Consider the following 13,257-nt stretch of genomic DNA (forward strand, 5'->3'; position numbering starts at 1 on the left):
GTTTGATGCATTCGACATCGGCATCGGATTTGCGCCGGACGGCCGCCGCTTTAGCTCTGCAATACGGTACAGTGGAAGCGCTCGGCATGCAGTAGCGCCGGCAAAGTTGAGGGGACTGTTCGCTGCACCAGCCATGCCGGTGCAGCTTTTTTTATGCCGCAATGCGCGCCAGCAGCGCGTTCAGGCGGGCCATGTCCACCGGCTTGACAAAGTGGTAGTCAAAGCCGGCCGCGTAGGCTTCGTTGCGGTCGCGCTCCTGGCCGTAGCCGGTCACGGCGATCAGCACCGCGCCGGCCGTTTCGGGCTGCTGCCGCAAGCGCCGCGCCAGCTCGTTGCCGTCGATGTCGGGCAGGCCGATGTCGAGCAGGCAGATGTCGGGCCGCAGCTCGCGCGCCCGGTCCAGCGCCACCCGCGAGCTGTGCTCCACCGTGACGGTGTGGCCGGCCTCCGCCATCAGCATGCCCAGGGTCTCGGCGGCGTCCACATTGTCGTCCACCACCAGCAGGCGCAGGCTGCGCGCAGCGGGCACAGCAGCGGCGCCCGCCGTGCTGTCGCCGGCGGACGGCTGCGACTCGGCCACCGGCAGGCGCAGGATAAAGGTGCTGCCCTTGCCGATGCCGTCGCTGTGCGCGGCCACGCTGCCCTGGTGCGCTTCGGCCAGGCGCTGCACCAGCGCCAGCCCCAGGCCCATGCCGCCCTGCGAACGGTCCAGCGTGCGCTGGTCCTGCGCAAAGAGCTCGAAGGCGCGCGCCAGCAACTCGGGCAGCATGCCCACGCCGTTGTCGCGCACCGTCACCGTGGCGCTGTCGCCGCGCAGGCTCAGGCGCAGTTCGACGAAGCCGTCTTCCGGGGTGTACTTGGCCGCGTTGTTGAGCAGGTTGGCGATCACCTGCACCAGGCGCTTCTTGTCGCCCAGCACATGGATGGCCTCGGGCGGCAGCAGCACCGAGAAGCGGTGCCGGCGCGCCTCCATCAGCGGGCGCGCCTGCTCGGCGGCGTAGCCCAGCACGTCGCGCAGGTCCAGCGTTTCCTTCTGCAGCGTCACCATGCCGCGCGTGACGCGCGACACGTCCAGCAAATCATCGATCAACCCGGTCATATGCTTCACCTGGCGCGAAATCACCTCGCTGGTGCGCTTGACGGTGGCTTCGTCGAACTGGAAATGGCGCAGCAGCTCGGCCGCCGTGCCGATGGGCGCCAGCGGGTTGCGCAGCTCGTGCGCCAGCATGGCCAGGAACTCGTCCTTGCGGCTGTCGGCGTCGCGCAGCGCGGCCTGGGCGCGCTTGCTGTGCTCGTGCTCGGAACGCAGCGCGGCCACGGCGCGGGCGCGTTCGGCGGCCTCCCAGGTACGCTGCACCACGTCCTGGGTGATGGCGATGTCCTCGCGCGACCAGGCGCGCGGCGCGCCGTGCGACAGGTTCAAGGCGCACATCACCCGCCCGGCCTGCAGCAGCGGCACCACCACGATGGCGCCCATGCCCAGCGCCAAATAGGCGTCCGCATAGGCTGCGGTGCGGGGGTCCGTGCGCACGTCGTCCACCACGAAGGGCTTGCCCTCGTTCAGGGTGCCGATAATCTCGGGGCTGTAGTCGTCCAGGCGGGCGCTGCCGGGCAGCGGCGGCAAGGCCGGCAAGGCGGCGGCGCTCCACGCGCCCTGCACGTAGGCCGTGCGGCTGGCCTCGTTGATCTCGGTGTAGAACACGCGCGCCACATGCAGGTAGTTGCCCAGCAGCTCGGTGGCGGCGGCCGTGATCTCGCCCGCGCCGCCCATGCCGCGCAGGCGGTCGGCCACGTCCAGCTGGAAGGCCTGGCGCCGGTTCAGCGCCACGAAGGCGCGCTCGGCCAGCACTTCGCGGGTGGACTCGGTGAGCACCAGCAGCACGCCTTCGACTTCGTTGCCGTCGTTCCAGATCGGGCTGTGGCAATGGGTGAAATAGGTTTCGCGCTGGCTGTGGCCGCGCTCGGGCGCGTAGCTGGCGTTTTCCACGTAATAGGTCTCGCCCGTCAGCACGTGCTCGACGATGGGCGCCATCTGCTCCCACATCTCGCGCCACCACTCCTTGGCGGGACGGCCCAGGTGGCCCGCGTGCTTGCTGCCGAGCACTTGCGCAAAAGCATCATTGTGAAACGTGAGCAGCTCCGCGCCCCAGTGGATCGCCATGGGGAAGCGCGAGCCGAGCACGGTGCGCAGCACGGTCTGCAGGCTCAGCGGCCATTGTTCAGGCGGGCCCAGCGGCGAGCCGCTCCAGTCCAGGTTGCGCAGGCGCGCGCCGCATTCGCCGCCGCCTTCCAGGAAGGCGGGACTGGGTGCGGCGGACGAGTAGGATACATTGGTCATCATGGTGTTGGGAATTGCAAAAAAAGCATGCACCCCGCATCATACACTTAGTTGACAATTAGCATACCGGTCCAGCCCGGCCCGGCCAGCCGCCTCCCGGCCGGCCGCTGCGGTATAAAAACAACGATGCGCTCAAAAAAACAGCACCGTGCACAGATATTGCTGCCGCCACGGAAGCGGCGGTGCTATGCTGGCTTCATAGCAAAAAGAAACTTAGCTTTCGTTTCACACAACATCATACCGTCACGCGCTGGCGGTATTTTTTTTTGCTGCCTCTTGTCCGATGTCTTTCCCTAAGGCATTGATTTGACGCTACAATGTCATCCTTCCCTGTAACACTTCCAAGCCCACCATGTCCGAAGAAAAAACCCTGTCCGCTGTCTCGACCTACAGCAAGGACACCCCCGTCGGCCATCCCGACATCGACGGCCGCGCCGGTGTATTCGTGCCTACCGAGGAGTTCGACCTGGCCAATACCACCACCATCCGCAAAGGTGCTGGCGTGGTGGGATTCGGTAATCCGGACGGTTCGCTGACGGTGTATTTCGAAGCCAACCGCTTCGACGAAAGCGGCTTGCACAAGTGGGAAAACAAGGTGCGCAAGGCCTACGACCGCATGGTGATGCGGGCGCCTACCGTGTCCAAGACCAAGATCGACGCGCGCATGCTGGAGCAGGTGGGCATTATTGACGGCCTGGGCATCAGCATCAAGCAGCCCGAGCGCCTGCAGCAGTGGCTGGCGCTGTCGAACGCGCTCGACACCGCGCCGGAAAGCCAGATTGTTGAGTGGAAGAAGTAAGACGAGGCATAGTCCTACAAGCGCGTGGACGCTCCGCTGATGCCCAGATGCATTAACAATGCATAAGATGGTGACATAGCAAACATCTAACCGGAGCCCGCCATGTCACGCATCTGCCCCCTTACCGTCGGCACCCTTCTGATGGGTTTGGCCAGCGTATCCACCTGGCTCCTGCTGTCTGCCGACGTGCTGCACGAAGCGTCCTTCTTCTTCGTGCATTGATCTCCGGGGCGTTTAACGCCGGCGGCCGTAGCCATGGCCGCGGTGGCCCCAGTTCCCGAACACAAAGTCCAGTCCTATCGTCACCGGCGGGTAGTAATACGCCGGCGCCGGCGCGTACAGCGGCGCCGCCACATACACGGGCGTTTGCGCATAGACCGGCTCGGTGGTGTACACCACGCGCGGCTGCTGCTGGGCCACGGGCTCGGTCGTATATTCCACTCGGGCATCCCCGGTAGCCGCGCCGCGCTGCACCGGCGTCACGGACACCGTATGCCACTCGTAAGGGTTGGCCGGTTTTGGATAATAAGCGGTGGTAGGCTGCGTGGCGCAGCCGGTCAGGGCCGCGAGGGCGGCCAAGGCGATAACGATTTTCATGGGAGGCTCCTGTTCCAGGCTTCTACTATATGAAAATTCGGCCCGGCTTGCCGCACTTTTACAGCCTGTTACAAGCATTTTCCCAAGCGAAAAAAAACCGGCGCAAGCGCCGGTCCAAATACGCGCCGGCTCAGGCAAGCCGGCGCAGCAACAAATACAGCTTAACTCCCAGCCTTAATCCAGTTTCCAGGCGTAATCAACCTTGGTCCAGGTGGTGTCCGGCTTGCCGTCCTTGGTACCTGGTTTGAACTTGCAGGCGCTCAGCGCCTTGATGGCCGCCTTGTCCAGGTTCTTGAAGCCGCTCGACTTGTCGACCTTGGAGTCGAGCACGTCGCCGCCGGCCGACACCTGGAAGGACATCGACACGGTGCCCTGCTCTTCGTTCATCAGGGATGCCTTCGGATATTCGGCTTTGCAATTCTTGGCGTCGAAACTCGCCGGAACTTCTGCTGCAAACGCGCCGCCCGATACGAGCACTGCCGCGATAACACTTAACCAACGCTGTTTAGTAGACATCTGATTTCCCCAAGTGCTTTTTTATAAATTTGACTGGATAAAGCCGGCTGGAATTACAGTTTCCAGACGTAGTCGACTTTGGTCCAGGTTTGCGCCACGGCGCCATCCTTGGTGCCCGGCTTGAATTTGCAAGCGCTGATCGCTTTCAGGGCCGCCTTGTCCAGGTTCTTGAAGCCGCTCGATTTTTCAACTTTCGAGTCCAGCACTTCACCGCCTGGCGAAACCAGGAAGGCCATCGATACGGCGCCCTGTTCTTCGTTCAGCAGCGAGGCTTTTGGATATTCGGCTTTGCAGTTCTTGGCGTCGAACACGGCGGCCACTTCAGCGGAGAAAGCGGAGGTGCTCAGCAGAGCGGCGGCGATGAAACTGATCGAATGCTTGGTCATGATTTTTGTAATTCCAAAAAGTTTAAAAAACTGTTCAGCGGCCGCTCCAGACGCGGCCACTGTCCTGAGTCTGTACGGCTTAGAATTCTTCCCACTCGTCGTTGCCAGCGGTGGCAGCGGCGATCTTCTTCGGTGCGGAGGCAGGTGCTGCAACGGCCTTCTTGACAGGAGCGCGGGCGGCGGTGCGGGCAACCGGCTTCTTCAGCGCTACCGGAGCGGCGGCGGCGGCAGGGGCGGCGGCCGGAGCGTAATGCTCATGCTCGGACAGCTTGAAGATCGACACCACGCGGGCCAGTTCGCCAGCCTGGTCTTGCAGGCTTTGCGCGGCGGCGGCGGCTTCTTCCACCAGGGCGGCATTCTGCTGGGTCATGCTGTCCATCTCGATGATGGACTGGTTGACCTGTTCAATACCGGCGCTCTGCTCCTGGCTGGCGGAGGCGATTTCGCCCATGATGTCGGTCACGCGGCGCACCGAGTCCACCACTTCGTCCATCGTCACGCCGGCCTGGCCGACCAGTTTCGAACCGCGTTCGACCTTCTCCACGGAGTCGCCGATCAGGGTCTTGATCTCTTTTGCCGCGCCGGCCGAACGCTGGGCCAGGTTGCGCACTTCGGAGGCCACCACGGCGAAGCCGCGGCCCTGTTCGCCTGCACGGGCTGCTTCCACCGCGGCGTTCAGCGCCAGGATGTTGGTCTGGAAAGCGATGCCATCGATCACGCCGATGATGTCGACAATCTTGTTGGCCGATTCGTTGATCGAGCTCATGGTGTCCACCACTTGCGACACCACTTCGCCGCCCTTGCGTGCCACGTCGGACGCATTGGCTGCCAGCTGGTTGGCCTGGCGGGCGTTGTCGGCGTTCTGCTTCACGGTCGAGGTCAGTTCTTCCATGGCCGACGCGGTTTTCTCCAGCGACGAGGCCTGCATTTCGGTACGCGACGACAGGTCGATATTGCCGGCGGCGATTTCACGCGAAGCGGTGCCGATGGTTTCGGTGCCGGTGCGAACCTGGCCCACGATGCCAACCAGGCTGTCGCGCATTTCTTTCATTTCCACCAGCAGGCTGTCCTTGTCGGTCGAGCTGGTGTTGATGGAGACGGACAGGTCGCCGTTGGCGATGCTGCCGGCGATGGAAGCGGTGTAATCCGGCTCGCCGCCCAGCTGCTTGAGCAGGCCACGGGTAATCACGATGGCGGCGCCGACGCTGATCACCACGGCCAGCACGCCCATGAAGATCATGAAGGTGCGGGCGCTGGCGAAGCCTTCAGCCGCGTCCACCTGCACTTGCGCATTCAGTTTGTCTTCCAGCGCGCCCAGCTGATCCAGCGCGTCCATCCACTTCTTCTGCGGCGGACGGATTTCCTTGATCATGACCTTGGTCGCGGCTTCAGCCTGGTTCGACAGCCACAGCTCGGAAGCCTTGGCGATGGCCGGCATGGCGGCGGCTTCGTGCTCCTTGACGGCGGCCATCAGGGCTTTTTCTTCCGGCGTCACTTCCAGCGCGAACTGGGCTTCCAGTTTCTTCTGCGCGGCGGCGTACTTGTCCGACAGTTCCTTGATGCGCTTCATTTCCGGTTCCATATCGGCCGGGTCGCTCATCAGGGTCAGGGTGCGCAGCGAGCTGACGCGCTCGTTGACGTTGTTGCGCATGTCGATCACCAGGCGCGTCACCACATTGTTGAAGCTCACGACGTGGTCCAGGCGGTCCTGGATCTGCGCCATGCGCACAATGCCGACGCCGGTCACGGCGATCAGGAACAGCAGCACCAACGCAAACCCGAGGCCCAGGCGCGTCCCCACTTTCATTTTTGCTAAATTCATTTCGGCTTCTTTGTAAGTGACACTATTGATAAGAAATTACCCAGGTAAGGCATCCGCTGCGCACGAGAATACACCCATAAATCCCTTGCCGCTGCGCAAGTAATGACAGTAGCAAACAATGACTGCGAATGCAAAAGTTGTGCTACGGGTCGTTACAATGTGTGGTTTTTCAGCGCAAATTCGCTGGAGAGGCCTGATGGCCGCTGTGAGTATGTGTGTATTTTATGAAATTATAGGGGAGAGTTTTGCCCTAAGGCAAGCAAAAACTGCCTGCAAAATACGCAACCTAACTTTCTGCGGAGAAATAGGCGAAACGCAGATTTTGCTTTGGACAAACTGTTGCGTTCAGACCGGCAAAGACAGGCGGGCAGCGGCTTCCAGCAGCAGGTTGGCGTCGCCCAGGGCGAGCTTTTTGGAGTCGGACAGGGTCTGGCGGAACAGGCGCGCGCCGGGCAGGCCTTGCATCAGGCCCAGCATGTGGCGCGTGATGCTGTTCAGCTTGAGGCCGCGTCCGCCGCCCTCTTTCGCCAGCTGGGCCTGGATATAGGGCACCATGGCGGCCAGCACCTGCTCGCGGGTCTTGGGCGCGGCGGCGTCGCCGTAGTAGCGCTGGTCGAAGCTAGCCATCAGGAAGGGGTTGTGATAGGCCTCGCGGCCCAGCATCACGCCGTCCACGTGCTGCAGGTGCAGGTCGATCTCGGCCTCGGTCTTGACGCCGCCGTTGATCAGGATCTCGAACTGCGGGAACTCGCGCTTGAGGCGATAGGCGTATTCGTACTTGAGCGGCGGGATTTCGCGGTTTTCCTTGGGCGACAGGCCCTTCAGAATGGCGTTGCGGGCATGCACGATAAAGGTCGAGCAGCCGGCTTCGGCGACGGTGCCGACGAAGTCGCGCACGAACTCATAGCTTTCGCTGTCGTCGATGCCGATGCGGTGCTTGACCGTCACGTCGATGGAGACGGCGTCGCGCATGGCCTTCACGCAGTCGGCCACCAGTTGCGGCTCGGCCATCAGGCAGGCGCCGAAAGCGCCCTTCTGCACGCGCTCGGAGGGGCAGCCGCAATTAAGGTTGATCTCGTCGTAGCCCCACTTTTCGCCCAGCTTGGCGCTGGTGGCCAGGTCGGCCGGATCGCTGCCGCCCAGCTGCAGGGCGACCGGGTGCTCCTCCTCGTTGAAGCGCAGGTGGCGCTCCACGTCGCCGTAGACCAGCGCGCCGGTGGTCACCATTTCCGTGTACAGCCAGGTGTGCTTGGTGATTTCGCGGTGGAACACGCGGCAGTGGCGGTCGGTCCAGTCCATCATCGGCGCAACGGACAGGCGGCGGCTCGGCAGCTTGCGGGCTGCGGTGGTGTCGGCGGTCGGGGCGGTGATGGTGGTCATGTCGGCAACAGTCGGGGAATCGAAAGGGGGCCGTCATTATACAGCGGAACGCCTGCCCCCGCCCCGCCGGCCGCCTCAGGCGATGATGTTCAGGCCGCCGTCCACGTAGACGGTGCTGCCGGTCAGGCGCTTGGCGTAGGGCGAGGCCAGGTAGGCGCAGGTGTTGCCGACGTCGAAGATGTCCACCAGCTCGCCGATCGGCGCGCGCGCCACGGCATCGCTCAGCAACAGGTCGAAGTCTTTCAGGCCGGAGGCGGCGCGGGTTTGCAGCGGGCCGGGCGAGATGGCGTGCACGCGTATGCCTTGCGGCCCCAGCTCGTGCGCCAGGTAGCGGCAGGACGCTTCCAGCGCCGCCTTCACCGGCCCCATCACATTGTAGTTGGGCACCACCTTGTCAGCGCCGTGGTAGCTCATGGCGAACAGCGTGCCGCCTTCGCTCATCAGCGGCGCGGCCAGCCTGGCCATGCGCACGAAGGAGTGGCAGGACACGTTCATCGCTTGCAGGAAGCCGTCCAGCGAGCAGTCCAGCAGGCCGCCCTGCAGGTCGGCCTTGGGCGCGTAGGCGATGGAGTGGACCAGGATGTCCAGGCTGCCCCAGCGCTCGCCGATGGCGGCGAACACCGCTTCCAGCTGGCCGGGCTGGGACACGTCCAGCGGCAGCAGCAGCGCCGCGTCCAGCTCCTCGGCGATGGGGTCGACGTAGGGTTTGGCCTTGTTGTTCAGATAGGTCAGCGCAATGTCCGCGCCCAGTTCGCGGAAGACCTTGGCGCAGCCGTAGGCGATGGAGTGCTCGTTGGCCACGCCGACCACCAGCGCGCGGCGCCCTGCCAGTATGGGATAAACGGTGTCGACGCTCATGCTAAGCCTCCAGGAGGGATTGCGCGTGGCGCGCGATCATCAGTTCTTCGTTGGCGGGAATGACCCAGACCGGCACCGCGCTGCCGGCTGCGCTGATGCGGAAGGCGCCTGCTGTTGCGGGCGCTGCGCCGGCGGAGTTGGCGGAGTTGGCGGAGTTGGCGGCGCTGGCGGCGTTGGCGTCGGCATCCAGCTGCACGCCCAGCCAGGCCGCGTCGCGGCAGACGGCGCTGCGCAGGGATACGCTGTTCTCGCCTATGCCGCCCGAGAACACGATGCCGTCCAGGCCGCCCAGCGCGGCCGCCAGCGAGCCCAGTTCGCGGCCGATGCGGTACACCATCAGGTCGATGGCCAGCCTGGCGCGCGGGTCGCTGCTGCGCTCCAGCGTGCGCATGTCGGACGAGATGCCGGACACGCCCAGCAAACCGGATTGCTGGTACAGCAGGCGCTGGATGTCGCCCTGCCCCATCTTCAGTTCATCCATCAGGTACAGCACCACGCCGGGATCGACGCTGCCGCAGCGCGTGCCCATCGGCAGGCCGTCGATGGCGGTAAAGCCCATGGTGCTGGCCACGCTGCGCCCGCCGCGCATGGCGCACATGCTGGCGCCGTTGCCCAGGTGCGCCGCCACCACGCGCTTGCCGGCCAGCCGGCCGTCCAGCTCCGGCAGCACGCTGGCGATGTATTCATACGAGAGCCCGTGGAAGCCATAGCGCCGCACGCCGCGCGAGGTAATCTCGGGCGGCAGCGCGAAGGCTTGCGCCCGCGGCGGCTGCGCGGTGTGGAAGGCGGTGTCGAAGCAGCCCACCTGCAGCACCTGCGGCGCCAGCGCGAAGATGCTGCGCACCGGCGCCAGGTTGTGCGGCTGGTGCAGCGGCGCCAATGGCGACAGCCGTTCCAGGCGCGCCACCACGTCCGCGTCCAGCTTCACCGGCCCGCTGAAGTCCGTGCCGCCGTGGACGATGCGGTGCCCTATCGCCACCACGTTCAGCCCGTCCAGATGGCCCTGCGCATACTGCACCAGGTAGCGCATGGCTTCGTCGTGCGCCAGCGGCGCGCCCGGCCACTCGTGCGAGGCCGACTCGCCGCCCGCCGCGTCCTGCGCCACGAAGCGGGTCTGCCCCGCGTACAGGTTCTCTATCTTGCCCTTGGCGCGCAACTGCAACTCGGCGCCGGCGTACAGCGAAAACTTGATGCTGGAGGAACCTGCGTTGATGACGATGACCGCGTCGTCCGCGCTCATGGCCGCCAAGGCCTAGCTCCCCAGCAGCCTGGCGCCGGCCAGCTTGCTGTGCGCGATCAGCGCGGCCACCGCGCACGAGGCCAGGCGCGCCTGCACCGAGTCGGCGCGGCTGGTCAATATCACCGGCACGCGCGCGCCCAGCACGATGCCCGCCGCGTCCGCGCCCGCCATGAAGGTCAGGCTCTTGGCCAGCACATTGCCGGTTTCCAGGTCCGGCACCAGCAGCACATTGGCGCGCCCCGCCACCGGCGACTTGAGCTGTTTGACCTCGGCCGCCGCCATGCTCACGGCATTGTCCAGCGCCAGCGGGCCGTCCAGCAGCGCGCCGGTGATCTGGCCACGGTCGGCCATCTTGCACAGCGCCGCCGCCTCGATGGTGGAAGGGATTTTCGGATTCACCGTCTCCACCGCCGACAGGATGGCCACCCGCACCTCGTCGAACGCCAGGATGTGCGCCAGGTCGATGGCGTTCTGCGCGATGTCGACCTTGTCCGCCAGCGTGGGCGCGATGTTGACGGCGGCGTCGGTGACGATCAGCGGCTCGGGAAAGCCCGGCACGTCCATCACAAAGCAGTGGCTCAGGCGGCGCGCGGTGCGCAAGCCGCCTTCGGCCTGCACCACGGCCGCCATCAGTTCGTCGGTATGCAGGCTGCCCTTCATCAGCGCCGCTGCGCGGCCTTCACGCACCAGCTGCACCGCGCGCTGCGCCGAGGCGTGGCTATGCTCCGTGGACTCGATCACCAGCGAGGAGATATCGAGGTCGGCCTCGGCGGCGGCGGCGCGGATGCGCGCCTCCGGCCCGACCAGTATCGGCGTCATCAAGCCCAGCTTCGCGGCGCTCAGCGCCGATTCGATGGCGTTGCGGTCGCAGGCATGCGCCACCGCCACCACCGGCGCCTCCACCGCCTGCGCGGCGGCGATCAGGCGGTCGTAATGCACATGCCGGCGGCCGTCCGCCGCAACAGCGCTCATGCCGGCTCCTTGCCTGCGGCCTTGCCATCGTTCCCGATGCCGGGCGGATTGGCGGCCACCGCCGCCGCCACGTTCAGCGCCGCAGCGGCAGGTGCGCCAAACACCTTGGCCACGCGCTCCATGCGCTCGGCCGCTTCGCCCGTCAGGGCGCCTGCCGCGCTGGCCACCTGGCGCACCACGTTGAGCGCGTCCGCCTTTTCAGCGGCGTCGTCCGGCAGCAGGGCCGGCAGCGCGGCAAAGCCGGCCGCCTCGTCCCAGGACAGGATCTGCGCCTGCTGCTGCACCACTTCCTTGAAGCGCGTCAGCGACAGCATCTGGCCGGCGTGGGAGTGGGCGCGCAGTTCGCGCAGCGTGGCGTAGGCCCGCTCGTCGGCCGCGCGCAGCTCCGGCGCGCGGAACACGTACAGCAGCGCGCGCACGATGGCCTCCACCTTGCCGCCGATGGCGGCGGTTTCCACCAGCTTGGCGCGCGCCGACGCCACCACGGTTTCGCGCGCGATGTCGCGCCCCAGCTGGCGCACGCGCTGGTCGTCCGCGCGCAGGCCCACCAGCGCCTGCAGCACCGGCGAACCGTACAGGTTCAGGAAGTAGCGCTCCACGGCGCTGTCGCGCACGTCGCGGTACTGGTCCAGCGTGGCCGCGATCTGGCGCGAGAAGGCCTCCTGCATCGCGGTGAAGATGTTGTTCGGCGCCGCCGGCTTGCGCTCGGCGCGCACCTTGTCGGCCAGCCCGGCGATGCCGTGCAGGAAGGGGTTCTTGCTGGAGTAGACGCGGTAGCGCAGCCGGTAGGGATGCATCTGGCGCAGCGCTTCGGCGCTCTGGTCGTTGATGGTGGCCGACAGCAGCGGGCGCACGAAGGAGCGGTACAGGCCCACGTTCACGTCCGACACGCGCGCCACGGCGGCGAAGCGGCGCTCGTCCTCGGCGTCGTTGCCGCCCAGCGCGCGCAGGTCGTCCAGGAAGCGGCGCTCGAAGCGCATCACGTAGTTGCCGGTGGCCAGCGCGGCGTTCAGCGTGTCCGGCGTTTTTTCCAGGAACACCGCCTCGTACAGGCCGGGCGGCAGCACGTCGATCAGGTCCATGGCGGAGGTGAATTCCTCGTGCTCCTTGTTGGCCACCGTGGCCGACACGAAGATGCCCAGGTGGCCTATGGTCTCGTGCATGGCGTAGATGATGGTCTGGCCGCTGATGGCCAGCGCCTCGTCGTCCTGGTACATGTCCAGCACCCAGCCCAGCGCCTGGTGCGGCGGCGTGATGTCGTCGCCCCAGGAGCAGAACACCACGATGGGCGACTTCACGTTGCGCAGGTCGATGCGGCGTCCGGTGGAATCGTGGATGGAGCCGGAGCTGAGGCGGTTGCCGACGAACAGGTTGTCGGCGATGTACTGCATCTCGTGCGCGTTCAGCAGCACCGGGTTGCCCCACCATTTTTCGAATTCCAGGAAGCGCTGCGCCTCGGTGTCCACCTGCGAGTAGACCCGGTATTCCTTCTTCCACCAGGTGTTGGCCGGGTTCATGCTCTCGAAGTTGCTGACCAGGTTGGCGCCGTCGAAGATGCCGTTGCCCAGGTCGCCGGACAGCGCGGTCAGCCAGGTGCCGCCCAGCAGGCCGCCCAGGTAGCGCAAGGGGTTCTTGCCGTGCACGCCGTTCCAGTAGGACAGCGGCGCCCCGGCCAGCACGAGCGGCCCCGGCAGGTCCGGGTTGAGGGCGGCGGTCATCATGATCTGCCAGCCGGCCTGGCAGTTGCCGATCAGCGCGGGCTTGCCGTCCGCGTCCGGATGCAGCTCGGCCACCTTGGCGATAAAGCGCGCCTCGGCGCGGCATACGTCCTCTATGGTCTGGCCATGCACCGGCTGCGGCAGGAAGCCGACGAAATAGCAGGGATGGCCGGCGCGCAGCACCACGCCGATTTCGCTGTCGTGCTTCATGCCGCCGATGCCGGGGCCGTGCCCGGCGCGCGGGTCGAACACGATGAAGGGGCGGCGCGCCGCGTCCACCACCACGCCGTCCGGCGGGGTGATGCGCAGCAGGCCGTAGTTGACCGGGCGATCCAGGTCGCGGCCGTCCATCACCACGTCGAATTCAAAGTTCAGCACATGGGGCGCGGCCTGCGCCACGCTCTCGGCATGGTCGTCGCCGCGCTGGCGCAGCACATCCATGAACAGCACCGAGCGCTGCCAGGCGTCGATCCAGTATTCGCCCGCCTGGCGGGCGATCTCGAAGGGACTGCCGGGCCATGCCGGCTGGAATACATTGCTTCTATCGTTCACGCTGGGCTCCCATTACGGTTGTGCACTGCACCTACGACTTCCGGACAGGGATTCAGTATATCAGCAATAGAAAACAGAC

Annotated in this window: 11 protein-coding genes; 1 reads left to right on the top strand and 10 read right to left on the bottom strand. The window is 65.6% G+C overall.

Features of this window, described 5'->3' with window-relative positions:
* Positions 1–151 precede the first annotated feature (151 nt).
* Positions 152–2,341, bottom strand: coding sequence for a hybrid sensor histidine kinase/response regulator (locus AC07S4_RS07560; protein WP_494986056.1), 2,190 nt, complete (start codon positions 2,339–2,341; stop codon positions 152–154).
* A 349-nt stretch (positions 2,342–2,690) separates the two neighbouring features.
* Between AC07S4_RS07560 and AC07S4_RS07565 the strand changes: the two genes are divergently transcribed.
* Entirely contained in the window at positions 2,691–3,137 is a 447-nt protein-coding gene (locus AC07S4_RS07565) for a hypothetical protein (protein WP_494986057.1), read from the top strand.
* Between the two features lie 234 nt (positions 3,138–3,371).
* On the opposite strand, the gene AC07S4_RS07570 is transcribed toward AC07S4_RS07565, so the two are convergent.
* From AC07S4_RS07570 to AC07S4_RS07610, 9 genes are all read right to left on the bottom strand, one after another.
* On the bottom strand, positions 3,372–3,734 hold the full coding sequence (locus AC07S4_RS07570) for a hypothetical protein (protein WP_494986058.1): 363 nt from the start codon (positions 3,732–3,734) through the stop codon (positions 3,372–3,374).
* Positions 3,735–3,908: 174 nt separating this feature from the next.
* Complete coding sequence (locus AC07S4_RS07575) at positions 3,909–4,250, bottom strand: energy transducer TonB (RefSeq protein ID WP_494986059.1); 342 nt, start codon at positions 4,248–4,250, stop codon at positions 3,909–3,911.
* Positions 4,251–4,303: 53 nt separating this feature from the next.
* Positions 4,304–4,636 (bottom strand): energy transducer TonB, encoded by a 333-nt coding sequence (locus AC07S4_RS07580; protein WP_494986060.1) that lies wholly within the window; start codon positions 4,634–4,636, stop codon positions 4,304–4,306.
* Between the two features lie 79 nt (positions 4,637–4,715).
* The gene (locus AC07S4_RS07585; protein ID WP_494986061.1) at positions 4,716–6,458 is read right to left on the bottom strand and encodes a methyl-accepting chemotaxis protein; all 1,743 of its coding nucleotides are present in this window, start codon (positions 6,456–6,458) and stop codon (positions 4,716–4,718) included.
* A 345-nt stretch (positions 6,459–6,803) separates the two neighbouring features.
* Positions 6,804–7,838, bottom strand: coding sequence for a tRNA dihydrouridine(20/20a) synthase DusA (gene dusA / locus AC07S4_RS07590; RefSeq protein ID WP_494986062.1), 1,035 nt, complete (start codon positions 7,836–7,838; stop codon positions 6,804–6,806).
* A 75-nt stretch (positions 7,839–7,913) separates the two neighbouring features.
* The gene (gene fabI, locus AC07S4_RS07595; protein ID WP_494986063.1) at positions 7,914–8,696 is read right to left on the bottom strand and encodes an enoyl-ACP reductase FabI; all 783 of its coding nucleotides are present in this window, start codon (positions 8,694–8,696) and stop codon (positions 7,914–7,916) included.
* Between the two features lies 1 nt (position 8,697).
* Positions 8,698–9,936: an acetate/propionate family kinase gene (locus tag AC07S4_RS07600; protein ID WP_494986447.1), complete on the bottom strand. Its 1,239-nt coding sequence runs from the start codon at positions 9,934–9,936 to the stop codon at positions 8,698–8,700.
* A 12-nt stretch (positions 9,937–9,948) separates the two neighbouring features.
* Complete coding sequence (locus AC07S4_RS07605; RefSeq protein WP_494986064.1) at positions 9,949–10,908, bottom strand: phosphate acetyltransferase; 960 nt, start codon at positions 10,906–10,908, stop codon at positions 9,949–9,951.
* Positions 10,905–13,178 (bottom strand): DUF3141 domain-containing protein, encoded by a 2,274-nt coding sequence (locus AC07S4_RS07610; protein WP_494986065.1) that lies wholly within the window; start codon positions 13,176–13,178, stop codon positions 10,905–10,907. The genes AC07S4_RS07605 and AC07S4_RS07610 overlap by 4 nt, the downstream gene beginning before the upstream one ends.
* Between the last annotated feature and the right edge of the window lie 79 nt (positions 13,179–13,257).

It is taken from the genome of Pseudoduganella sp. GW821-FHT05F09 (assembly GCF_059419605.1).